The organism is Streptomyces dysideae (genome assembly GCF_001514305.1).
GTDB classification, from domain to species: domain Bacteria; phylum Actinomycetota; class Actinomycetes; order Streptomycetales; family Streptomycetaceae; genus Streptomyces; species Streptomyces dysideae.
Genome location: NZ_KQ949088.1, coordinates 142,967 through 169,880 on the forward strand (window position 1 = coordinate 142,967; position 26,914 = coordinate 169,880).

24 protein-coding genes and 1 pseudogene are annotated in these 26,914 nt (G+C 71.5%); 17 read left to right on the forward strand and 8 right to left on the reverse strand.

Annotation, left to right across the window (positions count from 1 at the left end; genetic code table 11):
* Positions 1–142: 142 nt before the first annotated feature.
* Positions 143–1,573, reverse strand: coding sequence for a type III PLP-dependent enzyme domain-containing protein (locus AQJ91_RS22550; RefSeq protein WP_067024676.1), 1,431 nt, complete (start codon positions 1,571–1,573; stop codon positions 143–145).
* Positions 1,574–1,702: 129 nt separating this feature from the next.
* Between AQJ91_RS22550 and hutU the strand changes: the two genes are divergently transcribed.
* From hutU to hutI, 4 genes are all read left to right on the forward strand, one after another.
* Positions 1,703–3,367: a urocanate hydratase gene (gene hutU / locus AQJ91_RS22555; protein ID WP_067024679.1), complete on the forward strand. Its 1,665-nt coding sequence runs from the start codon at positions 1,703–1,705 to the stop codon at positions 3,365–3,367.
* A 341-nt stretch (positions 3,368–3,708) separates the two neighbouring features.
* A complete protein-coding gene (locus AQJ91_RS22560; protein WP_199847997.1) occupies positions 3,709–4,917 on the forward strand; it encodes an allantoate amidohydrolase in 1,209 nt (402 codons plus the stop codon).
* The gene (locus AQJ91_RS22565) at positions 4,914–6,263 is read left to right on the forward strand and encodes a formimidoylglutamate deiminase (protein ID WP_067024685.1); all 1,350 of its coding nucleotides are present in this window, start codon (positions 4,914–4,916) and stop codon (positions 6,261–6,263) included. Before AQJ91_RS22560 ends, AQJ91_RS22565 begins: the two co-directional genes overlap by 4 nt.
* On the forward strand, positions 6,260–7,549 hold the full coding sequence (gene hutI / locus AQJ91_RS22570) for an imidazolonepropionase (RefSeq protein WP_067024689.1): 1,290 nt from the start codon (positions 6,260–6,262) through the stop codon (positions 7,547–7,549). Before AQJ91_RS22565 ends, hutI begins: the two co-directional genes overlap by 4 nt.
* 21 nt (positions 7,550–7,570) lie before the next feature.
* Here the strand turns inward: hutI and AQJ91_RS22575 are convergent, their stop codons facing one another.
* Positions 7,571–9,112, reverse strand: coding sequence for an RICIN domain-containing protein (locus tag AQJ91_RS22575; RefSeq protein WP_067024692.1), 1,542 nt, complete (start codon positions 9,110–9,112; stop codon positions 7,571–7,573).
* A 213-nt stretch (positions 9,113–9,325) separates the two neighbouring features.
* The gene (locus AQJ91_RS22580) at positions 9,326–10,219 is read right to left on the reverse strand and encodes an RNA polymerase sigma factor SigF (RefSeq protein ID WP_067024876.1); all 894 of its coding nucleotides are present in this window, start codon (positions 10,217–10,219) and stop codon (positions 9,326–9,328) included.
* Between the two features lie 252 nt (positions 10,220–10,471).
* Here AQJ91_RS22580 and AQJ91_RS22585 point away from each other — a divergent pair, with 252 nt between their 5' ends.
* The 6 genes from AQJ91_RS22585 to AQJ91_RS22610 all read left to right on the forward strand — a co-directional run bounded on the left by AQJ91_RS22585 (position 10,472) and on the right by AQJ91_RS22610 (position 16,404).
* Positions 10,472–10,876 (forward strand): STAS domain-containing protein, encoded by a 405-nt coding sequence (locus AQJ91_RS22585; RefSeq protein WP_067024695.1) that lies wholly within the window; start codon positions 10,472–10,474, stop codon positions 10,874–10,876.
* Between the two features lie 289 nt (positions 10,877–11,165).
* On the forward strand, positions 11,166–11,762 hold the full coding sequence (locus tag AQJ91_RS22590) for an ATP-binding protein (protein WP_067024698.1): 597 nt from the start codon (positions 11,166–11,168) through the stop codon (positions 11,760–11,762).
* Between the two features lie 690 nt (positions 11,763–12,452).
* Positions 12,453–13,139: an LPXTG cell wall anchor domain-containing protein gene (locus AQJ91_RS22595; protein ID WP_067024701.1), complete on the forward strand. Its 687-nt coding sequence runs from the start codon at positions 12,453–12,455 to the stop codon at positions 13,137–13,139.
* Between the two features lie 30 nt (positions 13,140–13,169).
* Entirely contained in the window at positions 13,170–14,015 is an 846-nt protein-coding gene (locus tag AQJ91_RS22600; protein WP_067024704.1) for a COG1470 family protein, read from the forward strand.
* The gene (locus AQJ91_RS22605; RefSeq protein WP_199847998.1) at positions 14,012–15,088 is read left to right on the forward strand and encodes a hypothetical protein; all 1,077 of its coding nucleotides are present in this window, start codon (positions 14,012–14,014) and stop codon (positions 15,086–15,088) included. Before AQJ91_RS22600 ends, AQJ91_RS22605 begins: the two co-directional genes overlap by 4 nt.
* Positions 15,085–16,404, forward strand: a complete 1,320-nt coding sequence (locus AQJ91_RS22610; RefSeq protein ID WP_407696896.1) for a hypothetical protein — start codon at positions 15,085–15,087, stop codon at positions 16,402–16,404. The genes AQJ91_RS22605 and AQJ91_RS22610 overlap by 4 nt, the downstream gene beginning before the upstream one ends.
* Before the next feature lie 97 nt (positions 16,405–16,501).
* Here the strand turns inward: AQJ91_RS22610 and AQJ91_RS22615 are convergent.
* Positions 16,502–17,197: pseudogene (locus tag AQJ91_RS22615) on the reverse strand (oligopeptide:H+ symporter); the annotation flags it as partial.
* Positions 17,198–17,365: 168 nt separating this feature from the next.
* Between AQJ91_RS22615 and AQJ91_RS22620 the strand changes: the two are divergent.
* Together AQJ91_RS22620 and AQJ91_RS22625 are read left to right on the forward strand one after the other, a co-directional pair.
* Positions 17,366–18,043 carry a response regulator transcription factor gene (locus AQJ91_RS22620; RefSeq protein ID WP_067024884.1) on the forward strand — a complete coding sequence of 226 codons (678 nt, stop codon included), beginning with the start codon at positions 17,366–17,368 and terminating at the stop codon, positions 18,041–18,043.
* A gap of 128 nt (positions 18,044–18,171) precedes the next feature.
* Entirely contained in the window at positions 18,172–19,443 is a 1,272-nt protein-coding gene (locus AQJ91_RS22625; protein ID WP_067024707.1) for an ATP-binding protein, read from the forward strand.
* Positions 19,444–19,477: 34 nt separating this feature from the next.
* Here AQJ91_RS22625 and AQJ91_RS22630 read toward each other — a convergent pair whose 3' ends face one another.
* Entirely contained in the window at positions 19,478–19,993 is a 516-nt protein-coding gene (locus AQJ91_RS22630) for a GtrA family protein (protein WP_067024710.1), read from the reverse strand.
* Between the two features lie 163 nt (positions 19,994–20,156).
* On the opposite strand from AQJ91_RS22630, the gene AQJ91_RS22635 reads away from it, so the two are divergent.
* From AQJ91_RS22635 to AQJ91_RS22650, 4 genes are all read left to right on the forward strand, one after another.
* Complete coding sequence (locus tag AQJ91_RS22635; RefSeq protein ID WP_067024714.1) at positions 20,157–21,320, forward strand: 5-(carboxyamino)imidazole ribonucleotide synthase; 1,164 nt, start codon at positions 20,157–20,159, stop codon at positions 21,318–21,320.
* Positions 21,317–21,841 (forward strand): 5-(carboxyamino)imidazole ribonucleotide mutase, encoded by a 525-nt coding sequence (gene purE / locus AQJ91_RS22640; protein WP_079085121.1) that lies wholly within the window; start codon positions 21,317–21,319, stop codon positions 21,839–21,841. The genes AQJ91_RS22635 and purE overlap by 4 nt, the downstream gene beginning before the upstream one ends.
* Before the next feature lie 5 nt (positions 21,842–21,846).
* The gene (locus AQJ91_RS22645) at positions 21,847–23,025 is read left to right on the forward strand and encodes a dipeptidase (RefSeq protein WP_067024721.1); all 1,179 of its coding nucleotides are present in this window, start codon (positions 21,847–21,849) and stop codon (positions 23,023–23,025) included.
* Positions 23,026–23,196: 171 nt separating this feature from the next.
* The gene (locus AQJ91_RS22650) at positions 23,197–24,312 is read left to right on the forward strand and encodes a dipeptidase (protein WP_067024724.1); all 1,116 of its coding nucleotides are present in this window, start codon (positions 23,197–23,199) and stop codon (positions 24,310–24,312) included.
* A 13-nt stretch (positions 24,313–24,325) separates the two neighbouring features.
* Here AQJ91_RS22650 and AQJ91_RS22655 read toward each other — a convergent pair whose 3' ends face one another.
* Both AQJ91_RS22655 and AQJ91_RS22660 read right to left on the reverse strand, forming a co-directional pair.
* Positions 24,326–24,727, reverse strand: coding sequence for a VOC family protein (locus AQJ91_RS22655; protein WP_067024726.1), 402 nt, complete (start codon positions 24,725–24,727; stop codon positions 24,326–24,328).
* A 28-nt stretch (positions 24,728–24,755) separates the two neighbouring features.
* The gene (locus AQJ91_RS22660; protein WP_267891228.1) at positions 24,756–24,920 is read right to left on the reverse strand and encodes a VOC family protein; all 165 of its coding nucleotides are present in this window, start codon (positions 24,918–24,920) and stop codon (positions 24,756–24,758) included.
* Between the two features lie 19 nt (positions 24,921–24,939).
* Here AQJ91_RS22660 and AQJ91_RS22665 point away from each other — a divergent pair, with 19 nt between their 5' ends.
* On the forward strand, positions 24,940–25,461 hold the full coding sequence (locus AQJ91_RS22665; protein WP_067024729.1) for a CGNR zinc finger domain-containing protein: 522 nt from the start codon (positions 24,940–24,942) through the stop codon (positions 25,459–25,461).
* Positions 25,462–25,566: 105 nt separating this feature from the next.
* Here AQJ91_RS22665 and AQJ91_RS22670 read toward each other — a convergent pair whose 3' ends face one another.
* Entirely contained in the window at positions 25,567–26,910 is a 1,344-nt protein-coding gene (locus tag AQJ91_RS22670; RefSeq protein WP_067024732.1) for a UDP-glucose dehydrogenase family protein, read from the reverse strand.
* Between the last annotated feature and the right edge of the window lie 4 nt (positions 26,911–26,914).

The window sequence follows — 26,914 nt, forward strand, 5'->3', positions numbered from 1 at the left end:
GGCTGAGTGACCCCGAAACTACGCACCGTGTGGGAGAGGAGTGAGGCTTCTGGCATTTTCCAGTGGAACATGCGGCAGATGACTAGGGTGGGTCAACTGGCCTGGCTTCCGGGACAGTTGATCAGTGGTGCTCCGGCGTGCGTCAACGCCCCCCGGGTGCGCGGAGGGTGGTGAGGGCGGCCGCGTGCGCCCCTCCCGACTCGGCCACGATCTCCTCGACGCTCTGCGGCTCGCGTACGGTCGCGAAGGCGATGCCTCCGGCCCCGTCCGGGGCGAAGCCGTAGATCCCGGGTCGGGCGAGGGAGTTGTAGGCGTAGTGGTGCGCGAAGTAGTACGCGCCCGTGTCGAGCGCCGCCGCGTAGTCGCCCTGTTCCAGCAACGGCAGCGCGCGCCCCGTCGCCAGCAGGTCGCCCGCGAAGCACGCCGGACCGGCGACGTCCTGCACCACGTCGGGCCCCTCCTTCGGCCGCCCCTTGCCGTCGTACGCGGCGATCCTGAGCGGCCACGCTCCCGGCGCGTACACCGTCCGGGTCGCCACCTGCACGCCCGCGTGCGTGACCGCGACCGGCCGTCCGCCGGCGCTCTTGGCGTACTCGACCCGGGCCACCACCGTGCCGTGCTTGGCCAGCAGCGACCGCCCGAACTCCGTCACCAGTCCGTACCGCTCGTCGAACAGCCCCGGCACCGCCTCGCGCAGCACGCGCGCGTAGTCCGCGTACGTCGGTGTCGTCGCGTCCGACCTGAAGTTCACCGGCAGTCCGCCGCCGATGTCGATCGTGTCGATCTGCGGCCGCCCGATCCGCCGGTTGATCTCCTCGGCGAGCCCGTACGTCTCCGCCACGCCCTCGGCCATCAGCGACAGCGGGATGCCCTGCGAGCCGGTGTGCGCGTGCAGCCGGGTCAGCCAAGGGCGCTCGGCGTACGCCCGGACCACCCACTCGCGCGCCCCCTCGTCCCGCAGCGCCACCCCGAACTTCGAGGTCGCCGTGGCGGTGGACAGTGCCTCGATGGAACCGCCGCCGACCTGCGGGTTCACCCGGATCCCGATGGGGGAGCGGCTGACCGCCGACCGCATCAGCCCGGCGATGCGGTCCAGCTCCTGCGGATTGTCCGCGTTGACGGCGATCCCGAGCGCCAGCGCCTCCCGAAGCTCGGCCGGTGTCTTGGCGGGTGAGTCCAGGACCGTCCGGCCCGGCGACAGCCCCGCCGCCCGGGCCAGCGCCAGCTCTCCCGGGCTCGCCACCTCGGCGCCGATCCCCTCCTCCCGCAGCAGCCGCAGCACCGGCACCAGCGGGGTCGCCTTCACCGCGAAGGCGTGCAGCACGGGCGTGCCGGGCGCGGTGACCGCGTCGAAGGCCGTCCGCAGAGCCGCCGCCGACTCCTGGATGCCGGTGACGTCGAGCAGGCCGACGACGGGGGTGGTCGGCCCGAGCAGCCCCTGCTCCACCGCGGCCCGCACCGCCTCGTCCCGCCGGCCCGCCCGCGCGGCGTCGGAGCGGCTCTCGTGATCGCTGTCGTGATCGTCGTTGACGTTGCCCACAACATCCCCCGTCATGTCGTTGCCTGCGTCCATGCGTCCAGCCAAACACAGCGCCGCGCCCGGGCCGACGGGCCGGTGTATTGACTAGTTCTATTCATGGCGTCAGGATGTGAATATCGGCAGTAACAGTCCACTGGGAGCAATCCGCACAGGAGGCAGACCGTGTCAGGACCCCGCCCCGTACGAGCGCCGCGCGGCACGGAACTGAGCGCCCTGGGATGGCAGCAGGAGGCCGCCCTGCGGATGCTGCAGAACAACCTCGACCCGGAGGTCGCCGAGCACCCGGACAAGCTCGTCGTCTACGGCGGGACGGGCAAGGCCGCCCGCGACTGGCGTTCCTTCGACGCGATGGTGCGCACGCTCAGGACGTTGAAGCAGGACGAGACCATGCTCGTCCAGTCCGGCCGCCCCGTCGGCGTCATGCAGACCCACGAGTGGGCGCCGCGCGTGCTCATCGCCAACTCCAACCTCGTCGGCGACTGGGCCAACTGGGAGGAGTTCCGCCGTCTGGAGGCCCTCGGGCTGACCATGTACGGGCAGATGACCGCCGGCTCCTGGATCTACATCGGCACCCAGGGCATCCTCCAGGGCACCTACGAGACCTTCTCCGCCGTCGCCGCGAAGAAGTTCGGCGGCACCCTCGCCGGGACGATCACCCTCACCGCCGGCCTCGGCGGCATGGGCGGTGCCCAGCCCCTCGCCGTGACCATGAACGACGGTGTCGTGATCTGTGTCGACTGCGACCCGCGGGCGATCGAGCGGCGCATCGAGCACCGCTACCTGGACGTGAAGGCCGACTCCCTGGACCACGCCCTCCAACTGGCGGTGGAGGCGCGGGACCAGCGCAAGGCACTCTCCATCGGCGTCCTCGGCAACGCAGCCGAGCTCGTCCCGCAGCTGCTGGCCATGGGCGCCCCCATCGACATCGTCACCGACCAGACCTCGGCGCACGATCCGCTGGCGTACCTGCCGCTGGGAGTCGACTTCGACGACATGGCCTCCTACGCGGCCAAGGACCCGGCGGGCTTCACCACCCGTGCGCGTGAGTCCATGGCCCGGCACGTCGAGGCCATGGTCGGCTTCATGGACGCCGGCGCCGAGGTCTTCGACTACGGCAACTCGATCCGCGGTGAGGCCCAGCTCGCCGGGTACGAGCGGGCGTTCGCCTTCCCCGGGTTCGTGCCCGCCTATATCCGGCCGCTGTTCTGCGAGGGCAAGGGCCCCTTCCGGTGGGCGGCGCTGTCCGGCGACCCCGCCGACATCACGAAGACCGACAAAGCGATCCTCGAGCTCTTCCCCGAGAACGAGTCCCTCGCCCGCTGGATCAAGATGGCCGGCGAGCGGGTGCACTTCCAGGGGCTGCCCGCGCGTATCTGCTGGCTGGGGTATGGCGAGCGGGACAAGGCCGGTGAGCGGTTCAACGACATGGTCGCCAGCGGTGAGCTGGCGGCGCCGCTGGCGATCGGGCGCGATCACCTGGACTGCGGGTCGGTGGCGTCTCCCTACCGTGAGACCGAGGCCATGCTGGACGGATCCGACGCGATCGCCGACTGGCCGCTGCTGAACGCCATGGTGAACGTGGCGTCCGGGGCGTCGTGGGTGTCCCTGCACCACGGGGGTGGCGTGGGGATGGGGCGGTCCATCCACGCCGGGCAGGTGACTGTGGCCGACGGGACGAAGCTGGCCGGGGAGAAGATCCGGCGTGTCCTGACGAACGACCCCGGTATGGGTGTCATCCGGCATGTCGATGCCGGTTACGACATCGCGGAGTCGGTCGCCGACGAGCGGGGTGTGCGGGTTCCCATGCGCGAGGGTGACGACGCGTGACTCAGCATGAGGGCGGGCACGGCAGCTCTCCGGTGGGGGCCGATGTCTCGTCGCCGGGCGCGGGCCCGGCTGTGCCCACCCTCCCCCACTCTCAACTTCGTTCGAGCGGGGGGACCCCCAACGCCCCGCGGAACGACTGCCCGCAGCCTGTGGCGGGTGACGGCCGTCCGGAGCCTGTCGCGGGTGAGGGGCGACCTGGACCGACCGCGGGTGAGCCTGTGGCGGGTGCGGGCCGGCCTGGGCCGGCCGGCGGGCCGAGCGGTGCCGCCCGGCGGCCTGCGGGCAGCGATGCACCGCAGCCTGGGCCGGCTGTGGGCCGGACTGGCGGATCCTTCCATGAGATGTGGCGCGAGCTGCTACCCATCGGTCGTCACCCCGCCTCCGGCGGCTACCGCCGCTACGCCTGGACCGGTGCCGACGCCGAATGCCGGGCCTGGTTCAAGGAGCAGGCCGAGGGACGCGGGCTGACCTACGAGGTCGACCGCAACGGCAACCAGTGGGCCTGGCTCGGGGATCCCGCTGCCGGGGACGCCGTCGTCACCGGGTCTCATCTCGACTCCGTGCCCGACGGCGGCGCCTTCGACGGGCCCCTCGGGGTCGTCTCCTCGTTCGCCGCGCTCGATGAACTCCGCGCCCGCCAGGTCACGTTCACCAGGCCCCTCGCCCTCGTCAACTTCGGTGACGAGGAGGGCGCGCGGTTCGGGCTCGCCTGCGTCGGGTCACGGCTCACCGCCGGGCAGCTCACCGTCGAGCAGGCGCACCGGCTGACCGACGGGGACGGGGTCAGCCTTCCGCAGGCCGTGGCGGCCGCCGGGTACGACCCCGACCGCATCGGGGCCGACCCCGAACGGCTCGCCCGTATCGGCGCCTTCGTCGAGCTGCATGTCGAGCAGGGGCGGGCCCTCGATCTGAGCGGTGATCGTGTGGGCATCGCCAGCGCCATCTGGCCGCACGGGCGGTGGCGGTTCGACTTCCGGGGCGAGGCCAACCACGCCGGCACCACACGGCTCGTGGACCGGCGTGACCCGATGCTGTCGTACGCCGAGACCGTCCTGGCGGCACGGCGAGAGGCTCGACTCGCCGGTGCCGTCGCCACCTTCGGCAAGATCACCGTCGAGCCGAACGGCGTCAACGCCATCCCCTCCCTGGTACGCGGCTGGCTCGACTCCCGTGCCGCCGACCAGGCGAGCCTCGACCTCGTGGTCAACGGCGTCGAGAAGGCCGCCCGCGAGTACGCCGCCGCGCACGGCGTCGACCTGGACGTCGTCCGTGAGTCCTTCACGCCCGTCGTGGAGTTCGACCACGCCCTGCGCGACGAGCTCTCCCGGATCCTGGGCAAGGACAAGGAAGCCGAGCTCAAGGTCCCCGTCCTAGGCACTGGTGCCGGACACGACGCCGGGATCCTGTCCGGGAGCATCCCGACCGCCATGCTGTTCGTACGCAACCCCACCGGCGTCTCGCACTCCCCGGCCGAGTTCGCGGCCGAGGACGACTGCGTGGCCGGGGTGCTCGCCCTCGCCGACGTACTGGAAGGACTGGCCTGCAGGTGACGCCGACCCAGCAGACACGGACGTACTGGCTGGAGCATGCCTGGCTCGGCACCCACGTCGAGCCGGGTGTCCTCCTGGAGGTCGCCGACGGTCGCATCACCGCCGTCCGCCCGGACACCCCGGCCCCGCCCCCCGGCGCCGAGCTCCTGCGCGGGCTGACGCTCCCAGGGCTCGCCAACGCCCACTCGCACGCCTTCCACCGCGCTCTCCGCGGCACCGTCCAGGGCGGCTCCGGAACCTTCTGGACCTGGCGTGAGGTCATGTACTCCGTCGCCGACCGGATGACCCCGGACACCTACCACGCCCTCGCCCGCGCCGTGTACGCCGAGATGGCCCTCGCCGGCGTCACCGCCGTCGGCGAGTTCCACTACGTCCACCACGCCCCGGGCGGTACCCCGTACGCCGACCCCAACGCCATGGGCGAGGCCCTCATCGCGGCCGCCGCCGAAGCCGGTATCCGGATCACCCTCCTCGACACCGCCTATCTCTCCGCCGGCTTCGGGCAGCCGCCCAACACCCACCAGCTCCGCTTCTCCGACGGGACGGCGGACGCCTGGGCCGAACGCTGTTCAGTTCTCAAGGAACGGGATCACGCGCGGATCGGCGCGGCCATTCACTCCGTACGGGCCGTGCCCGCCGGCCAGTTGGCGACCGTGGCACGGTGGGCCGAGGAGCGGCGGGCCCCGCTGCATGTGCACCTCTCCGAGCAGACCGCCGAGAACGACGCCTGCCGGGAGGCCCATGGGTGCACGCCCACCCAGCTGCTCGCCGAGCACGGTGTCCTCGGGGCACGCACCACCGGCGTGCACAACACCCACCTCACCGACGAGGACATCGCCCTCGTCGGTGGCAGCGGCACCGGTACCTGCATGTGCCCGACGACTGAACGCGACCTCGCCGACGGCATCGGCCCGGCGGCCGCCCTCCAGGTCGCGGGCTCCCCACTGTCCCTCGGCTCCGACAGCCACGCCGTGATCGACCTGCTCGAAGAGGCCCGCGCGATGGAGCTGGACGAGCGCCTGCGCACCCGTACGCGAGGTCACTGGACGGCGGCGGCCCTCCTGCGGGCGGCCTCGGCCGACGGCCACGCGGCCCTCGGCTGGGACGACGCGGGCACCCTGGAGCCCGGCGCGCTCGCCGACTTCACGACGATCGTTCTCGACTCGGTCAGGACGGCAGGGCCGCTTCCGCGGCTCGGTGCCGAGACGGCTGTATTCGCCGCGTCGGCAGCAGACGTGTCGCATACGGTCGTGGGAGGTCGGCACGTCGTGCGCGACGGGGCGCACGCCCTCGTACCGGATGTGCCGAAAGCCCTCGCGGACGCCGTCGCAGTCCTGCGCGGATGACCCCGGCCCGCCCACCCGCGCGGCCGGCCCCCGCCCCCGAACCTGACCCCACCACCGACCAGGCCAACAAGGACGCCATGAGCAGCCCGACGACCGTCAGCCCCGCCAGCTCGGCGAGCACCGCAAGCACGCTCATCACCAACATCGCCGCCCTGGTCACCAACGACCCCTCCCTCGGATCCCCCCTCGGACTGATCCAGGACGCGGCCGTCGTCATCGACGGTGAACGCATCGCGTGGACCGGTGATCAAAGCAAAGCACCCGCCACTGACAATCGGGTCGACGCAGGTGGCCGCGCGGTCATCCCCGGCTTCGTCGACTCCCACTCCCACCTCGTCTTCGCGGGCGACCGCACGCAGGAGTTCAACGCCCGGATGTCCGGGCGGCCGTACAGCGCGGGCGGCATCCGTACCACCGTCGCCGCCACCCGCGCCGCGAGCGACGAGGAACTGGAAGCCAACCTCACCCGCTATCTCGCCGAGGCCCTCCGCCAGGGCACGACCACCTTCGAGACCAAGTCCGGCTACGGCCTCACCGTCGCCGACGAGGCCCGCGCCCTGCGCATCGCCGCCGCCCAGACCGCCGAGGTCACCTACCTCGGCGCCCACATCGTCCCGCCGGACCACGCCGACGACCCGGCCGGCTATGTCGCCCTCGTCACCGGCGAGATGCTCGACGCCTGTGCCCCGTACGCCCGTTGGATCGACGTGTTCTGCGAGAAGGGCGCCTTCGACGGCGACCAGGCCCGCGCGATCCTCACCGCGGGCAAGGCCAAGGGACTGCACCCGCGCGTCCACGCCAACCAGCTCTCCTACGGCCCCGGCGTCCAGTTGGCGGTCGAACTGGACGCCGCCAGCGCCGACCACTGCACCCACCTGACGGACGCGGACGTCGACGCGCTCGCCAACAGCCGCACGGTCGCCACCCTCCTCCCCGGCGCCGAGTTCTCCACCCGCGCCGAGTGGCCCGACGCCCGCCGCCTCCTCGACGCGGGCGTCACCGTCGCCCTCTCCACCGACTGCAACCCGGGCTCGTCCTTCACCTCCTCCGTCCCCTTCTGCGTCGCGCTCGCGGTACGGGACATGGGCATGACTCCGGACGAGGCGGTCTGGTCGGCCACCGCGGGCGGGGCGCGGGCCCTGCGGCGCGACGACATCGGCCGGCTCACGCCGGGGGCGTACGCCGACCTGACCCTGCTCGACGCGCCGAGCCACGTGCATCTCGCCTACCGGCCAGGAGTTCCGCTGGTCAGCGGGGTGTGGCGGCGGGGCGTACGGGTGGTCTGACCCTCGTCCCCGCCTCTCACTTCACGCCGCCCCGGCCCGCCACCGCTGCTCCGTCCGTCCCGCCTCCACGGCCAGGGACACCGAGCCGTCCCCGCCCGGTGTCACAGCGTGGTCCGGTGCGATGGCCGGGCGGATCACCCCGCGCGAGTCCACGGCGAACCGGAGATTCTGTCCGTTCCAGCCCTCCACCGAGGCGCACGTCCAGATCCCGACCCCGTTGTCCACCGAACCCCGGCTGTCCAGGCAGTAGTCGGGATCGGCGGACGACTGCAGGACACCCCGCGCGGAGTCGACCCGCCAGCGCTGGGTGCGGGACGAGGTGCAGGGAACCGTGACGACGTCCGTGCCGTTGGAGAAGTCACCGGCCACGTCCAGGCAGAGGCCCGAGGCGACGTTCACGACCTGGGCGTAGCTGCCGCTCGGCGGGCGGGTCGGAGGCGGCGTGGGCGAAGGCGGCGGCTTCGGCGGTGTCGTGGTCGGCGGTGGGGGTGAACTCCTGGTGGGGGAAGGGGACTTGGACGGTTTCGAGGGAGAGCGCGAGGGCGAGGGTGACGGGGTGGGCGGTGCCGTCGCGGTCACCGTCACCGCCACCGGCGGCCTGCTTGCCGGCGTGCTGACCGCGCCCGCGGCCCCCGGGGTCGGCGCGTCACCGCCCCGCGACAACAGGAACACCAGCAGCGGAGCCAGCGCCACACCGAGGGCCGCCGAGGCCAGCGCGAAGCGGCGACGGCGGTACGGCGGCCAAGTCCCGTTGGGCGCAGGGGTGTCGGCATCCCGGTCGCCCGCGGCGTACGCCGTGCCGCCCCATGGCAGTAGCCCCTCCGCCAGCACCGCACGCGGGGAGTCCCGCAGGGCGGACTGTTCCTCGTACGCGGCCGCGCAGTGCGCGCAGTGGGCCATATGGGTGTGCAGGTCGGCGCTGTCGCGGGGGCTGTCCGGGCGTACCGACTCCTCGATGAGGCGGCGGAAGTCACGGCAGCGCGGGTCGTCGGAGGCGGCGAGGCGGGTGCGCAGACAGGCCTGGGCCAGCTGCTGGAGCGCCGGGGCCGTGCCGTAGGCGACGTCCTCGCGGGTCAGGCCCAGGAGGCCGGCCGTCGCTTCGGTCGGTTCCCGCTCGACCACCGCGTACCAGATCAGGCCCTGTGCGCGGGGCGGGAGCGACTGGAACGCGGCGAGCATCGGCGGGACGGGGTCCGCCGTGTTCAGGACGAGGAGCAGGCCCGCGTCGAGGCCCGCCGCCCGTTCGTCCCTGGCCCAGGGTGCGGCCAACTGGCCTACGAGCAGGAGGAGTCGGTGGCGCCACGGTACGCCCGGGTCGATGCCGCGTGCCGTGTCCCGGGCCGCGCGGGTGAACGCCTGGGCCGCGAGCTGCCGGGCCGTCGACTCGCCCGTGGTGCACAGCCGGGCGTAGGTGAGGACGGGCCGGTGGTGGCGGGCGCGGAGTTCCTGGAGGGCGGTGTACGCGGTGGCGGTGTCGGCGCGCAGCAGTTCGGTGAGCCGCGCGTCGGACGCGCCCGCGTTGATCCCGGGGCCACCGCCCATGCCGTCGTCGGTCCGCGCCATCCGCCCATCTCCTCGCCGCCCTGCCGCCCGCGGACTCCTGACCTACCAGCGGGTATGACGGCTCATAGTGATGGAAGGCACCTCGCGAGGAAAAGGTGTTCCCACGGGTAACTCACGGGTCGGCGCCCGGGTGTCCACAGAAAGCGAGGAGCAACCCGGCCCGATGAGGGCAGGGTTGCTCCGCCGGTACTGGGAAAAGAGGGGCGGGCGCCGTCACTCCTCGAGTGTCAGACCCTTGCGCAGCCGCACCAGCGTCCGCGACAGCAGCCGTGACACATGCATCTGCGAGATCCCCAGCTCGTCCCCGATCTCCGACTGCGTCATGTTGGCGACGAAGCGCAGGGAGAGGATCTTCCGGTCCCGGGACGGGAGTTCGGCGATGAGGGGCTTCAGCGACTCGACGTACTCGATGCCCTCGAGCCCGTGGTCCTCGTAGCCGATCCGGTCGGCCAGCGCGCCCTCGGCGTCGTCCTCCTCGGGCTGGGCGTCGAGCGAGGACGCCGTGTAGGCGTTCGACGCGGCCATGCCCTCGACGACCTCGTCGTTGCTGAGGCCGAGGCGCTCGGCGAGTTCCGCGACCGTGGGGGCGCGGTCGAACTGCTGGGCGAGTTCGTCGCCGGCCTTGGCCAGGTCGAGGCGGAGTTCCTGAAGGCGGCGCGGTACGCGCACGGACCATGACGTGTCGCGGAAGAAGCGCTTTATCTCACCGACGATCGTCGGCATCGCGAAGGTGGGGAACTCCACGCCGCGGCTGAGCTCGAAGCGGTCGATCGCCTTGATCAGGCCGATCGTGCCGACCTGGATGATGTCCTCCATCGGCTCGCTGCGCGAGCGGAAGCGGGAGGCGGCGAACTTGACCAGAGCCAGGTTGAGTTCGACGAGCGTGTTGCGGACGTACGAGTACTCGTGGGTGCCTTCCTCCAGCGACTCCAGCCGCTCGAAGAGGGTCTTGGACAGGGCCCGTGCGTCCACCGGCCCCACCTCGTCGTAGGGCGGGATCTCCGGAAGCCCGGCGAGTACGTCGTCCTGCTCGATGGGTTCCAGATGTTCCGGGGGGGATGTCGACGTCGCCCTGGGGGTATGCGATGCGTCGAGCCGGGGTGACATGATGTCCTCCATCGTTCTCGGCATATGGCTGCCGAAGCCAGTGCGTGCACTGCGGTGTGCGGCGCCTCCAAAGCCGGCCGTGTTTGGTTACGTGTTCCTACTAGCCCTACCCGCTCTCCGGAGCTCACCGCAAGTGCGTTCTATGGTGAAATGTCCGATTTCAGGCGGTTGTTCGGGTGTCGAAGGGTGTGGAGAAGGCGTAGTGTTCGGGGGCGTCAGTCAGCAGCCACGACGTCGGGAGTGAGACACGGCATGGACCGCGGGACGGTCGGCAGCGCACAGTCTGGCCGACTTCTGGTCGAGGTGCGGGAAGAGGGCGCCAGCGCCGTCGTGACCCCGGCGGGTGAATTGGATCACCACACCGCCGATTTGTTGCGTGAGCCACTCGGGGAGTGCCTCGTGCGGGGGTTCAGCAGGCTGGTCGTCGACTGCTCGCGTCTGGAGTTCTGCGACTCCACGGGGCTGAACGTGCTGCTCGGCGCGCGACTGAAAGCGGAGGCCGCGGGCGGCGGAGTCCATCTCGCCGGCATGCTGCCCGTGGTGGCCCGGGTGTTCGAGATCACGGGAGCCGACGCCGTCTTCACCGTCCACGACAGTCTGGCGGCCGCCCTGGCCGACGAGGCCCGCGACACCCGCGAGGCCGACGGGTCCGGCTGATTCCTCCGGCCGACGTCCGGCACCGCACCCCGCCCGTCCCTGTGTGACCGGCACGTTTCGGACGTCACATCATTCGTGCCGAATCCGGGGGTGTTCCGGCGGACCGCTCGGGCAGGAGACATCCTGAACGTGTCGGCCGCATGGGCGGCGGGGAGCTCCGTGGACCGGCGTGCAGGTACCGATCGCGTACTGCGTACTCCGTGGGCTACGTACTCCGTGCGGCACCGCGTACTGAACTTCTGAATCATGTGAATCGTTGAACTTGGTGAATCGGTGAGGTGAAGCGCTGATGAGCACCACCCGGCCTTGCTCGCCGGGCGACCGCGGCCCGGAGCCCAGCGGCGCTTCCGGGGCGTCCGAGGGGGGCGTGGCGGCGTCGGGGGGCCCCGGAGGGGGCGCGTCGGCGGCTGGTACGCCCGCCGGGGGTGCGGCCGTGCCGTCCGAGGTGTCCGAACCGTCGGTGGCGGCGGCCACGGGCCGGCAGGTCCGCCGGCTGAGTTTCGCCGGCGAGAGCGGTGTCGTGCCGCTCGCCCGCGACTTCGCCCGTCAGGCGCTGTACGCGTGGGGCTGGCTGCCCGCTGCGACCGCCGACCAGCGGGCGGTCGCCGAGGATGTGCTGCTCGTCGTCTCCGAACTGGTCACCAACGCCTGTCTGCACGCCGAGGGGCCGGACCAGTTGTGGATCGCCTGCGACAACAAGGTGATCCGCCTGGAGGTCTCCGACCGCGGCACGGGCCAGCCGTCCCCCCGCACCCCGCACCGGGCCGGCCGCCCCGGCGGCCACGGCATGTTCATCGTGCAGCGGCTGTGCCTGGACTGGGGGGTCGTACGCACCCCCGGGGGCGCGGGCAAGACGGTGTGGGCGGAGTTGGGGGCACCGGCCTGACCCGGTGAGAGAACCGTTTCCGCCGAAGCCGGACCGAGGTCCCCTCCCGACCTCACCTACGACGGACCGGCGGAGCGAAGCGCCCCGGGGCCCGTGAGCCGAGAGAGCCGACGCGAGTTGTGAGCGCGGCCTCGCGACCTGAGACGGATCCTCTCCGCCGTGCGGGGAGGAACGACCCGCCTCGGAGTTGCGGACCCCGTGTCCACCGCCCGGGAGCCGTGGACCCGCCCGGTCCCCATCGTCGGGCCCGAGTGAGACCGCCGTACCTCGGTGTCGAGCGTCCGTGCCCGCCGGCCCCGGGGTGGCGTCCCGTGAAGTGGGTAGCGGCGCGGAGTTCATGACTGCGCAGGTCAGCACTGCTGCGGTCCGTCGCCGCGCAGGATTGCGGCGCAGCCGCCAGTGACGCGGCGCGGACGGCTGCGCGGAGGACCGGGCGGTGCCTTCCCTCGGCGCGCCGAGCGGATTCGCGCGGTCCGCATGGCTGTGCCAGGCCATGGGACGCCACCAGCCCCGGCACCCTCCGGCCGGCCTGAAGTTACCCAGGGTCACCCCCATCATCCGAACCCCCTTTCGTGCGCGCCGGATCGTCACAAACTCCGGCGCGCGTCTTGTCTTCCCTCCTCACGACCCCGGGCGTACCTTGACGGCCCGATCTGATGTGCCGTCAGGAACGAGTAAGGGAGCGGAACCGTGTCGTACCGGAAACGAACCGCCGCGCTCGCGTCCGTCGCGGCCCTGGCCGGCTCGGCGGTGCTGATGGCCGCCCCCGCAGCCCGGGCCGAGGTCGTCGACGTCAACTACCAGTGCAAGACGCCGATCGGTGACAAGAGCGCCGTCTCGCCCATCGACATCAAGGGCGTCAAGAGCGGCGGCGCCTACAAGATCACCATGTCGTGGCAGAAGGGCGTCTCCTCCAGCCCGGTCGAACTCGGCAAGGGCGCCATGAACCCGAGCGCCACCATCAAGCTGGGCGGCGCCGACAGCGGCACCCTGTCGGTGACCGGACCGGCCAACCAGGAGGCGATTCCCGCCAACACGCCCATCAAGATCAACGACCTGAGCGGGACGTACACCCCGAAGAAGTCCGGCGAGGTCACCTTCACGGCGGGCGTTCTCACCATCAAGGCCCTCGGTACGACGACCACCTGCACGCCGTCCAACAGCCCCGGCCCTTCGCTCACCCTCGACGTCACGGCGGCGGGCGGCGGCGGTGCCACCGGCGGGACCCAGAGCGGCGGCGGCTCCGGCGCCGAACTCCCGCAGACCGGCCCCGAGGACTCGGCGATCGCCCTCGGCACCCTCGGCGGCACGGTCCTGCTCGCGGGCGCGGCGGGCGCGCTGTGGCTGACGCGGCGGAACCAGACGGTACGCCGCTGACCGCACGCAAACCGACCGCTGGAGCCGCCGATGTCGTCAGCCGTCCGTGTCCTGTGCCTGTCCGTGGCCCTGCCGGCGCTGCTGGGCGCCGCCCCCGCGGCAACCGCCGCCGACGGGTGGTCCGTCGCGCCCTCCGGCGGCGGCCGGCCGTCCTTCTACGCCGAGGGCGCGCCCGGCACGGTCCTGCAGGACACGGTGTCCCTGACCAACCGCGGCGGCGAGCCGGTCACCGTACGGCTGTCCGGCACCGGCGTCCCGGTCACCTTCGCCGAGCCCTCGGTACGCGTCCCGGCCCGCACCCGCGCCGACATCCCCTTCACGGTGACCGTCCCGGCCGGCGACCGCGCCGCGGAGATCGTCGCCCGCGACACCGACGGCCGTACCCGGCGGGTCGCTCTCCAGATCCGCGCCGCCGTCCCGGAGCTGTCCGCGCTGACCGTCGAGCACGTGTCCGTACGCGGTGACGGCATCGCGTACGAGGTCGTCAACCGCGGTACGACGACCCTCGCGCCGAAGCTCGCCGTACGCGCCGACGGCCTCTTCGGCCGCCTCCTCGACCGCGCCCCACGCGACCTCTCCGTCGAACTCCCCCCGGGACGACGCGTCAGGCTCACCGAGCCCTGGCCCGACCGGCCCGCCCTGGACGCGGTCGACGTACGACTGACGGTGACGGCCGGGGGAGGGGCGCGCGACACGGCGGAGGTGTCGGCGCGGTTCGTGCCCTGGGGTGGTGCGGGGGCGCTGGCGGGGAGTGCCGCGGGGGCGGCGATCGGCTCCTTCTTCGTCGTACGCCGTCATGGGCACCGTACGGCCGGTGACGGCGCGGCGGTCGAAGCCCCGGGCGCGGAAGTCGAGTTGACGGGAGCTGTGAAGTGAACGGCAAGGTGCGGATATCGGCGCTGCTCGCCCTGCTGCTCCTGATGGCGGCGGCCGTGGCCGTACCCGCCTCCGCCGCCGATCCGCCGACCGTGAAGCTGTCCAAGTCCCAGGCGGGGACCGGGGGTTCGATCACCGTCACCGGTGACGGCTGGCGGGCCCGGGCGCTGCTGATGATCCTGATCTGCGGCCAGTCCGTGCCGTCGACGGGGGTGACCGGCGGCACCAACTCCTGCGCCAACGCGGACGGCCGGGCCGTCACCACGGACGCCGAGGGGAGGTTCAGCCGGAAGCTGCCGGTGGCCGAGCCGCCGGTGCCGTGCCCGTGCGTGGTGCATGTCGCGACCGTGCAGGGGGCGAAGGCCGAGGCCGACGCGGTGTTCCAGGTGGCCGGGCACGCCGTCGAACCGCTGCCCGCCGACGCGGCCGGCGGACGGCTGTCGGTCCTCACGGACACCCGGCTCGACGGCTCGGGCGGGCTGCTGACCTGGTTCGGGGCGCCGCCCGCCCGCACCCTCGTCTTCACCGTCGGCAACGTCGGCACGTCCCCCGTGAAGAACCCGGTCTTCCAGGTCGGCACCTCCCACGGCGTGTTCGCCCCGCAGTGGGAGGAGCAGCAGTGGCGCGGCACCATCGCGCCCGGCAGGAAGGCCCGCATCGAGCTGCCGGTCGAGCTCGCCGCCGGAGCGCACGGCGACTACACCGTCTCGCTGAAGTACGGCGGCAGGGTCATGGCCGAGCAGCCCTGGGGCGTGGGCCGGCCCTGGGGTGTGACCCTGTTCTGGATCCTGGTCGCCCTGGTCGTACCGGCGGCGCTGTTCCGCGTCGGGATGGCGGTGGTGGACCGGGTACGGCCCCGCAGGTCCGGAGGCCACCGCGGCTTCGGGCTGCCCGAACTGGCCCTGCGCCTGCCGGGTTCGAAGCAGCCTCAGCAAGAGGCGGCGCCCCCCTCCAACTCGACCCTGCCGTGGTTCACCCCGGACTCCGACCCGGGGACGGCCGGTCGGCTCTCCGCACCGCACGACGACAGCCCGACGAGTCCGACGACTCCCACCAGGAAGGGACCCCCGTGAGCAAGCGAAGGAGAGCCACCCCGGCCACCCCGGCCCCCCGGCGCAGAGCCGGCGCCGCCGCCCTGACACTGACCGCAGCCTGTGTGCTGCTCGGCGTCGGGGCCGGCCCGGCCCAGGCGGCGGAGGTGTCGTACGCGACCGAGTGCGTCCCGCCGTCGATCTCGGGGCTGCCGCCGGTCCAGGGCACCACGAAGGTGGAGATCACCGCACCGGCGACGGCGAAGGTGGGTGACGAGGTCGAGGTGGTGTGGAAGTTCGTCCAGGCCGCTTCCAAGAACCCCGACCTCATCGACCTGCCGGCGAACTCGGTGCAGCCGAGCGGCACCCTCAAGGCGGCCGGCGCGCAGTCCGCGGACCTCGCGATGCAGGGGCCGCGGGAGAACCCGGCCATTCCCAAGGGCGGCGACATGGTGCTGTCCGACATGAAGGGCACGCTGAAGCTGACGACGCCCGGGGAGGTGACGCTGACGCCGGACGCGTACGCCATCAACGCCCTGTCGACGGACACGAAGTGCACGCCTGAGGAGGCGGTGAAGTCGGCGGCGACGATCAACGTGACGCCGGGGGAGGGGAGCCCACCGCCCGAGTCGCCCGACCCCACGGACAGCGCGACGCCGACCACCTCACCCACTCCTACACCCACCCCTACACCCACCACTTCACCCACCGAGGGCGACGGCGGCGGCCAGACCGACTTCACCGGCAAGGAGGTCCAGGTCCCGTACGAGTGCAAGACGCCCATCGGTGACAAGGACGCCACCTCGCCGGTCCAGATCAACGCCAAGAAGAACGGCGGGAGTTTCGACCTCACCGTCCAGTTCAAGAAGTCGGTGATGGACAGCCCCGCCGACATTCCCAAGGACTCGGTCAAGCCGTACATGGAGGTCGTCCTGGGCGGCGCCGACAAGGGCACCGTGCATGTGGAGGGCCCGACCAACTCCGAGGACATCAAGTCGGGCGAGCCGATCGAGATCCCCGACCTCACCGGCACCTACAAACCGGGTGCGAGCGGCGAGTCGACCCTCGCGCCGGGCATCCTGACGATCGAGGCCCTCGGCACGACCACGACGTGCACCCCCGCCAAGAGCGAGGTCTCGCTGACCCTGGACACGACGGAGCAGGCGGGCGGCGCGTCCGGCGGTTCGGGATCGTCCTCGGGCGGCACGTCGAGCGGCGGCACATCCCCCGACGGCGGCCTCGCGGACACGGGCGCCGACGACCACGGCGTACTGAAGGCCCTCGCCCTGGTGGCCGGCACGGCGGTGCTGCTGGGCGGCGCGGTGTTCACGTTCATGCCGGGACGGAGGGTGCGCTAGCTCACCTGAGGTGTGCGGGCCGTATCAACGCGCGGAAGGCCACTGCACCCACGTGAAGTGCAGTGGCCTCCGTCGGCTCAGCCGGGCCGGCCAGGCCTCAGTGGACGTCGCCCATCTGCGCCTTGACCTTCTTGCGGTACATGTAGACCGCGAAGCCCGCCACGGCGGCGAGCGTCGCTTCCACCGCCACCGCCACCGCCACCGCCACCGCCACCGCGCCCGTGCCGCTCAGGTCGACGCCGCCGACCGCCGGGTTGGAGAGCAGGCCGGTGACCGAGTCGCCCGCGGTGACCGCGAGGAACCACACGCCCATCATCTGGCTGGCGTACTTGGCCGGTGCCATCTTCGTCGTCACCGACAGGCCGACCGGGGAGAGGCAGAGTTCACCGACGGTCTGGATGAAGTAGATGCCGACCAGCCACATCGGGCTGACCGCGGTGCCGCCCGCCGCCATGGCCAGCGGGATCAGGAAGAAGAACGACACACCGATCAGGACCAGCGCCATCGCGAACTTCACGATGGTGCTCGGCTCCTTGCGTTTGCCGTTCAGCCACAGCCACACCCAGGCGAAGACCGGGGCCGGCGCCATGATGAACAGCGGGTTCAGCGACTGGTGCCAGGAGGTCGGGAACTCGAAGCCGAGCAGCGAGTCGGCGACCTTCTGGTCGTTCGAGCCGAACGCCTGCACCGTGGACGCGCCCTGGTCGTAGATCATCCAGAACACTGCAGCCGCGACGAAGAACCAGATGTACGCGGTCATGCTGGACTGCTCGGGAGCCGAGAGGTCCTTCTCCCATGATCGTGACGGCGGCGATGGTCACCGTCTTGCGCGGGCCCCAGACCCGGTCACCCAGCCAGCCGCCCGGCATGGCGAGCAGGTAAGAAGAAGGTTCTGCGGAGGTAAGAATCCCGGCCCTCGATCACACCCCGGCTCTTGTCATGGTCGGACTACCATCAGCTCATGACCCGTGTACTGCTCGCCGAGGACGACGCGTCCATCTCGGAGCCGCTGGCCCGCGCACTGCGCCGGGAAGGGTACGAGGTCGAGGTGCGTGAGGACGGACCCACCGCGCTCGACGCCGGAACGCAGGGCGGTGTCGACCTGGTCGTGCTGGACCTGGGCCTGCCCGGCATGGACGGCCTGGAGGTGGCCCGCCGGCTGCGCGCCGAGGGACTCACCGTCCCGATCCTCATCCTGACCGCGCGCGCCGACGAGGTGGACACCGTCGTCGGCCTCGACGCGGGCGCCGACGACTACGTCACCAAGCCGTTCCGGCTCGCCGAACTGCTCGCCCGGGTCCGGGCGCTGCTCCGCCGCGGTGCCGCGGAGCCTCAGCAGCCGCCCGCGACGCACGGTGTGCGGATCGACGTCGAGTCGCACCGCGCTTGGATGGGCGACGAGGAGTTGCAGCTCACCGCCAAGGAGTTCGATCTGCTGCGGGTGCTGGTGCGCGATGCGGGGCGGGTTGTCACTCGCGACCAGCTGATGCGTGAGGTGTGGGACACGACGTGGTGGTCGTCGACCAAGACGCTGGACATGCATATCTCGTGGCTGCGGAAGAAACTTGGCGACGATGCGGCTAACCCTCGGTATATCGCCACCGTGCGTGGGGTTGGGTTCCGGTTCGAGAAGAGCTAGTCGCCGCGGCGGGCCCGGGTGGGTGTGCGGCTGCGAACCGTGGGGGGCTGGTCGCGCAGTTCCCCGCGCCCCTGTCGGGGCGCTTTCGCCTCCCCTTGTCATAAAGTCACCGCCGCCCGGAGGGCCCTGTGCGTCGCCGTCTTATTCAGTCGACCCTTGCTGTCGTTCTCGTCGTCATCGCCGTCTTCGGGGTGTCCCTGGTCATCGTCGAGACCCGGACCATCAGCAACACCGCCCAGGAGCGGGTGGACACCGAGGCGGTGCGGCTGGCCAGTATCGTGGACAGTCGGCTGCTCGGTGCCGAGACCGTCGACGCGGAGGCCCTCCGGGAGCAGATCCAGGGCGACCGCTACGCCGAGATCCGTATCCCCGGCAAGCCGCTCATCGAGGTGGGCACCAAGCCGACCGGTGACGTCATCAGCGCCAAGGAGCGGGGCGAGGAGGGCGAGACGGTCCTCGTGCAGGAGCCGCGTTCGTCGGTGACGCGGGAGGTCGGCCGTACGCTGCTGATCATCGCGGCGGTGGCCCTGCTGGCGGTGATCGCGGCCGTGCTGCTGGCGGTACGCCAGGCCAACCGGCTGGCGTCGCCCCTGACCGACCTCGCGGAGACGGCCGAACGCCTCGGCTCGGGCGACCCGCGCCCCCGGCACAAGCGCTACGGCGTCCCCGAGCTGGACCGGGTCGCGGACGTCCTCGACTCCTCCGCGGAACGCATCGCCCGCATGCTCACCGCGGAACGCCGCCTGGCCGCCGACGCCTCCCACCAGCTGCGCACCCCGCTCACGGCGCTGTCGATGCGCCTGGAGGAGATCACCCTCACCGACGATCCGGACACGGTGAAGGAGGAGGCGACGATCGCGCTGACGCAGGTGGAACGCCTGACGGACGTGGTGGAACGCCTGCTGACCAACTCCCGCGACCCGCGCACCGGCTCCGCCGTCTCCTTCGACCTGGACGAGGTCATCCAGCAGCAGCTCGCGGAATGGCGCCCGGCGTACCGCAGCGTGGGCCGCGCGATCGTGAGCTCCGGCAAGCGGCATCTGCGGGCCGTGGGCACGCCGGGCGCGGTGGCCCAGGTGCTGGCAGCCCTGATCGAGAACTCCCTCATGCACGGCGGCGGCACGGTGGCCCTCCGCACCCGCGTCACCGGCAACCAGGCTGTGATCGAGGTCACGGACGAGGGGCCCGGCGTACCGCCCGACCTCGGCGCCCGCATCTTCGAGCGCACCATCAGCGGCCGCAACTCCACGGGCATCGGCCTGGCGGTCGCCCGCGACCTCGCGGAGGCGGACGGCGGCCGCCTGGAGATGCTCCAGGTGAAGCCGCCGGTGTTCGGCCTGTTCCTGTCCCGTACGCCGCTGCAGAAGCCGGAGTCGGACGAGGAGCCGACGGTCAGGTAAGAAGTGAAAGGTCCGGTGCGGAGTGCGGGGCGGATCAGCTGACGTGCTGCTTCGGTTTCGGCTTCTCCGTCGGCGGCGTCGGCTCCGACGCCAGGAACGATTCCGCGCCGGCCACCGCCTCCCGCGCCGGAAGCGCCCGGAACACCCAGGTCCGGTACGACCAGAAGCGGAACAGCGTGGCGATCCCGATGCCGAGGAACTTGAAGATGTTGCTCTGCAGCGGGCTGTCCCAGCCGAAGCCGTACGTCGCCGCGTACAGCAGGCCGTTCTCGATCACCAGGCCGACCACGCTGAACAGCAGGAACAGCGACATTTCCTTCGTACGCCGGCTCTTGTCGCGGTCCCGGTACGTGAAGTAGCGGAAGCCGACGTAGTTGAAGGCGATGGCGACGACGGTCGCGATGACGCTCGCCCGGACGACCTGCAGCTCGGTGACGCTCCGTACCAGGTTGAAGACCGCCAGATTGACGAGGAGCCCGGCGCCGCCCACGGCGCCGAACTTGGCGGCCTCGTGCACGAGACGCCGAAGCCTCGATGAACCATGTCCCATGGTCGTGAAGGCTCCTGTCCGGTCGGTTTCGTCAACCCAGCCATGCTAACCACCCCCCCTCCGGATTGCCTGTGCACGAGCCCACAGGTCGGCAAGAAGCCCGGAATGGGCCTGTACGAGGCATGGAGTCCGGTCCCGTCGGCGTGGCCGATACCCTAGGGGCGTGACATTCCCGGTAGTCGGCATGGTCGGCGGTGGCCAGCTTGCTCGTATGACACACGAGGCAGGCATCCCGCTCGGCATCAGGTTCAAGCTCCTCAGTGACACCCCTCAGGATTCCGCGGCGCAGGTCGTGAGCGATGTCGTCATCGGCGACTACCGCGATCTCGACACGCTGCGCGACTTCGCACGCGGGTGCGATGTGATCACCTTCGATCACGAACACGTACCCACCGAGCACCTCAGGGCCCTGGAGGCGGACGGCATACCCGTCCGCCCGGGCCCCGACGCGCTCGTGCACGCCCAGGACAAGGGCGTGATGCGGGCGAGGCTCGACGCGATCGGCGTGCCGTGTCCGCGCCACAGGATCGTGTCCGACCCCGGTGACGTGGCCGCGTTCGCTGCTGAGCTGGGTGGGCGGGAGGGAACCGGCACAGACGGCTTCCCCGTCGTCCTCAAGACCGTCCGCGGCGGCTACGACGGCAAGGGCGTGTGGGTCGTGGACTCCGTCGAGGAGGCCGCCGAGCCCTTCCGCGCCGGTGTGCCCGTGCTCGCCGAGGAGAAGGTCGACTTCGTGCGCGAGCTGGCGGCGAACGTCGTACGGTCGCCGCACGGCCAGGCCGTCGCCTACCCGGTCGTCGAGTCCCAGCAGGTCAACGGCGTCTGTGACACGGTCATCGCGCCCGCCCCCGACCTCGATGAGGCCCTCGCCCTCAAGGCCGAGGAGATGGCGCTGCGGATCGCGAAGGAACTGGACGTCGTCGGCCATCTCGCCGTCGAGCTGTTCCACACCCGCGACGGCCGCATCCTCGTCAACGAGCTCGCGATGCGCCCGCACAACTCGGGGCACTGGACCCAGGACGGGGCGATCACGTCCCAGTTCGCCAACCACGTCCGGGCCGTCCTCGACCTCCCCCTCGGCGATCCGCGCCCGCGCGCGAAGTGGACGGTCATGGTCAACGTCCTCGGCGGCGACTACCCGGACATGTACTCCGCGTACCTGCACTGCATGGCCCGCGACCCCCAGCTCAAGATCCACATGTACGGCAAGGACGTGAAGCCCGGCCGCAAGGTGGGGCACGTCAACACCTACGGCGACGACCTCGACGACGTGCTGGAGCGCGCCCGTCACGCTGCCGGCTATCTGAGAGGCACGATCACCGAATGAGCCCCGTTGTTGGCATCGTCATGGGGTCGGACTCCGACTGGCCCGTCATGGAGGCCGCCGCCCAGGCCCTCGACGAGTTCGAGATCGACTACGAGGTCGACGTCGTCTCCGCGCACCGAATGCCGCGCGAGATGATCACGTACGGTGAGCAGGCGGCCGAGCGGGGCCTGAAGGTGATCATCGCGGGGGCCGGTGGCGCCGCCCATCTCCCCGGCATGCTCGCCTCGGTGACCCCGCTGCCGGTCATCGGCGTCCCGGTGCCGCTGAAGTACCTCGACGGCATGGACTCGCTCCTGTCCATCGTGCAGATGCCGGCCGGTGTCCCGGTCGCCACCGTCTCCGTCGCCGGTGCCCGCAACGCCGGTCTCCTCGCGGCCCGTATCCTCGGCGCCCACGACGAGGAACTCCTCGGCCGGATGCGGGAGTTCCAGCAGGAGCTGAACGACCAGGCCACCGAGAAGGGCAAGCGCCTGCGCGCCAAGGTCGAGGGGGCCGGGAACGGCTTCGGCTTCGGGAAGTGACGAGGATGGCCTCGCTGGACGAAGCCCGGGAACTCCTGCGCGAGTTCCCCGTCGTCGACGGTCACAACGACCTCCCGTGGGCGCTGCGCGAACAGGTCCGCTACGACCTCGACGCCCGTGACATCGCCACATCCCAGGCCGCCCACCTGCACACCGACATCCCGCGGCTGCGCGAGGGCGGCGTCGGGGCGCAGTACTGGTCGGTGTACGTCCGCTCGGACCTGCCCGACGCGGTGCCGGCGACGCTGGAACAGATCGACTGCGTACGGCAGCTACTGGCGCGCTACCCACGGGACCTGCGGCCGGCGTTCACCGCGGCCGACATGGAGGCGGCGCGGGATGAGGGCCGTATCGCCTCCCTGATGGGCGCGGAGGGCGGCCACTCCATCGCCAACTCCCTCGCCACACTGCGGGCGTTGTACGCGCTGGGCGTCCGCTACATGACGCTCACCCACAACGACAACATCGCGTGGGCGGACTCGGCGACGGACGAGCCCGGCGTGGGCGGCCTGTCGGCGTTCGGCCGTGCGGTGGTCCGGGAGATGAACCGCGAGGGCATGCTCGTCGACCTCTCGCACGTGGCGGCGACGACGATGGGGGACGCGCTGGACGCGACAATGGCGCCGGTGATCTTCTCCCACTCCTCGTCCCGGGCCGTCTGCAACCACCCCCGCAACATCCCCGACGACGTCCTGGAACGCCTCCCCGGCAACGGCGGCATGGCGATGGTCACCTTCGTCCCGAAGTTCGTGCTCCAGGCGGCCGTCGACTGGACGGCGGCCGCGGACGAGAACATGCGCGCCCACGGCTTCCACCACCTCGCCACCACCCCCGGGGCGATGAAGGTCCACCGCGCCTACGAGGAACAGAACCCCCGCCCGGTCGCCACGGTGTCCACGGTCGCCGACCACCTCGACCACATGCGCGAGGTCACCGGCATCGACCACCTCGGCATCGGCGGCGACTACGACGGCACGGCGTTCACCCCGGATGGCCTGAACGACGTCTCCGGCTACCCCAACCTGATCGCCGAGCTCCTGGACCGCGGCTGGTCCCGCTCCGACCTGGCCAAGCTGACCTGGCAGAACGCGGTCCGGGTACTGGGCGCGGCGGAGGACGTGGCCCGCGACCTCCAGACGACGCGGGGTCCGTCCAACGCGACGATCGAGTCGCTCGACGGCTGAGCGGTTCCGGCGGAGAGGGCGGGGTGGTCGGTGGGCCGACCGTTTCGCCCGCAGCCGGCCGCGGTACCCCCGAACGCCCCACCCACCAGGAAGCCCACCCTGCTCCGTGCGACGGTGACCGTACCCCTACCGGCACGATCACGACGTAGCTCACGACGTACGGAGCCCGCCATGGCAGACCTCCAGGACGAACTGCGCACCGCGACCGAGGTCGACGCCCTTGACGCCCTGGCCGGCCCTTTTGCCGACGAGCCGTACGAACCCGTCTCGGACCCCGACGCCGAGCCCCTCGAACGCGCGCACGTGATCCTCGCCGCGCACCCCGTCGCCGACGGCTACAGCGGTCTGCCGTGGGCGCTGCGGCACCTTCCGTGGTTCGACCTGGAGCTCGGCGAGAGTGCCGTCGACACCGACGTACCGCGGATGCGCGAAGGTCACGTCGGTGCGCTGTTCTGGTCGCTGCATCTGCCCGAGGGGCTGGACGGGGACCCGGCCGTCGGGGCCACCCTGGAGCAGCTGGACCTGGTGAAGACCGTCGTACGGGCCCACCCCGAGGGCCTGCGGCTCGCGTTGACCGCCGGGCAGGCCACCGACGTCCACAACTGCGGTCGCGTCGCCGTCCTGCTCGGCCCCGCCGGCGCCGCCGCCCTCGGCGACTCGCTCGGCATCCTGCGCTCCCTGCACGCCCTCGGTCTGCGCGTCCTCACGTTGTCCGGCGTGTCCTGGGCGAGCGAGGCGGGGCTGACACGGTTCGGCGAGGAGGTGCTGCGCGAGATGAACCGGCTCGGTGTGCTCGCCGACCTCTCCGGCGCCTCCGCGGACACCGTGCGACGGGCGTTCGCGGTCTCCAAGGCGCCGGTGCTCTTCACCCGCTCCGCCGCCCGCGCCCTGCGCCCCCACCCGGCCAACCTCCCCGATGACCTGCTGGCCGAGCTGGGTGCCGCCAAGGGCCTGTGCATGGTGCCGCTCACCGCCGAACAGACCGGCCCGTCCGTCCGGGACGTCGCCGACCACCTCGACCATCTGCGCGCCGTCGCGGGCCCGGAATGCGTCGGCCTGTCCGGCACCTACGACGCCGGCACCGCCCACCCCCAGGACCTCGCCGACGCCTCCTGCTACCCGCACCTCATCGCCGAGCTCCTGCGCCGCGACTGGGCCGAGTCCGGCATCGCCCTGCTGACCTGGGGCAACGTCCAGCGCGTACTGCGCGGCGCCGACTTCACGGCACGGGCCGCGCAGCAGCGCCGGGAGCCGTCGACGGCGAAGATCGCGGAACTCGACGGATAGGGTCCAGTCCCCTTTACCGGCCGTGCTCGATCCGGCACAAGCAGAACGGGTGCCCCGCCGGATCGGCGTACACGCGGAAGTCCTCGTCCTTCTCGGCGTTCTCCCTGTGCAGCAGCCGCGCGCCCAGCTCCAGCACCTTCTTCTCGGCCGCGTCGACCTCTTCCCACGTCGCCCCGGCGTCGAAGTCGATATGGAACTGCTGCGAGTTGCGGTCGGCGCGCGGCCACTCCGGCGGGGTGTACCCGGCCGCCGACTGGAAGGCGAGCCGCGGGCCGCCCGGGATCTGGAGCACGACCCAGTCGGGGTCCTCGCCGTCGGGCGTACCGCCGGCCACGCGCGCGTAGAAACCGGCCAGCGCGCGCGGGTCGGGACAGTCGATCGCGACGGAACGGAGACGTGCCACGGGCTCGGTCATGGGTTCCTCCTGGCAGGTTGTGAAGTGATCAGCAGGCGCACAGACAGAACGGGTGCCCCGCCGGATCCGCGTACACCCGGAAGCTCCGCGAGCGGTCCTCCGTGTCCAGCGGCTTCGCGCCCAGCGCCATGACTTCCTCTTTGGTTACTTGTAGAGGTGTGTAACCAGTAACCGTTACTGCATGCTCACGCATTGGCGGTAACGTCGCAAGCATGAGTGAGAGATCGCCCGCACCCGGCGCGCTGGCCCTGGTCCAGTCCCTGGTGAACACGCTGGACATCGAATCGGGCGCCGACTCGCTGGACACGCCGGACGGCCGGGTGCCCTTCGGACTGACCGAGGACGAGGTGCCGGCGGTGCGGGAGCTGCGCGAATCCCTGCGCGCGGCCCTGCTCGCCCACGCCGGCCACCCGGCACACCGTGCGGTGACCCCGCTGGGGGAGCTGCTGGCGGCGGTTCCCCTGGTGGTGACGGTCGACGCGGGCGACGGCTCAGGGGCCCTCGCCCCGGCGGACGAGGGCCCCCTGCTGTCCCGCGTCGCGGCCGCCATCGCCGAGGCCCTGGTCGAGGGCACCTGGACCCGGCTGAAGGCCTGCGAGGCCGCCGACTGTCACTGGGCGTACTACGACCGCAGTCCCGCCGGACGCGGCCGCTGGTGCTCGATGCAGGTGTGCGGAGCGCGGGCGAAGATGCGACGGTACCGGGCCAAGCAGACCTTTTCGAAAGGTAGTTGAAGAATCAGCGGTCGTGGTCCCGGCCCGGTGGTGCAGAATGCGAAAAGACGCCGTTTCGGCCGACTGAGCCTCGGCCGAAACGGCGTCGTACGTGTGCCTCGTGGCTCAGGCGGTCGGACGCCCCATCGCGCGGTACGTCCACCCGGCCTCCCGCCACAGCTCCGGGTCGAGGGCGTTGCGCCCGTCCAGGATCAGCCGGGTCGTCGCGGCCTCGCCGAGCGCGGCCGGGTCCAGCTCGCGGAACTCCCGCCACTCCGTCAGGTGCAGCACGGCGTCCGCGCTCCGTACGGCGTCGATCGCGGTGTCGGCGTAGCCCAGGGTCGGGAACAGCCGCCGGGCGTTCTCCATGCCCTTGGGGTCGTACACCGTCACCTGGCCGCCCTGGAGGTGGATCTGCCCGGCGACGTTCAGCGCGGGCGAGTCCCGGACGTCGTCCGAGTCGGGCTTGAAGGTGGCGCCGAGGACGGCGATCCGCTTGCCCAGGAAGGACCCGCCGCCCAGCGCCTGCCGTGCCAGCTCGACCATCTGCCCGCGCTGACGCATGTTGATGGAGTCGATCTCACGCAGGAAGGTCAGCGCCTGGTCGGCGCCCAGCTCACCGGCGCGCGCCATGAAGGCACGGATGTCCTTGGGCAGACAGCCGCCGCCGAAGCCGATGCCGGCCCGCAGGAACTTCTTCCCGATCCGGTCGTCGTACCCGATGGCCTCGGCCAGCTTGGCGACGTCGCCGCCGGAGGCCTCGCACATCTCGGCCATCGCGTTGATGAAGGAGATCTTGGTGGCGAGGAAGGAGTTCGCGGAGGTCTTGACGAGCTCGGCGGTCGGGAAGTCGGTGACGACGAAGGGCGAACCCTGGGCGACGGGCGTGGCGTACACCTCGCGCAGCAGCTTCTCGGCCCGTTCGCTGCGCACGCCGACCACGATCCGGTCCGGCCGCAGCGTGTCCTGGACGGCGAAGCCCTCGCGCAGGAACTCCGGGTTCCAGGCCAGCTCGGCGTCCTCGCCGGCGGGAGAGTGCCCGGCGAGATAGCGGGCCAGCCGGTCGGCGGACCCGACGGGCACGGTCGACTTGCCGACGACGAGGGCGGGCCCGGTCAGGTGCGGGGCGAGCGAGGCGAAGGCGGACTCGACGTACGACATGTCGCAGGCGTACTCGCCGTGCCGCTGCGGGGTGTTCACGCACACGAAGTGCACGTCACCGAAGGCACCGGCCTCGGCGAAGTCCATGGTGAACCGCAGCCGCCCGGAGGACCCCTCGATCCCGGCGACATGCTTGCGCAGCAGCTCCTCCAGCCCCGGCTCGTACATCGGGACCTGGCCGCGCTGGAGCATCTCGATCTTCTCGGGCACGACGTCGAGCCCGAGTACCTCGAACCCGAGTTCTGCCATGGCCGCGGCATGGGTGGCGCCGAGATAGCCGGTGCCGATCACGGTGATCTTGAGGGCCATGGAT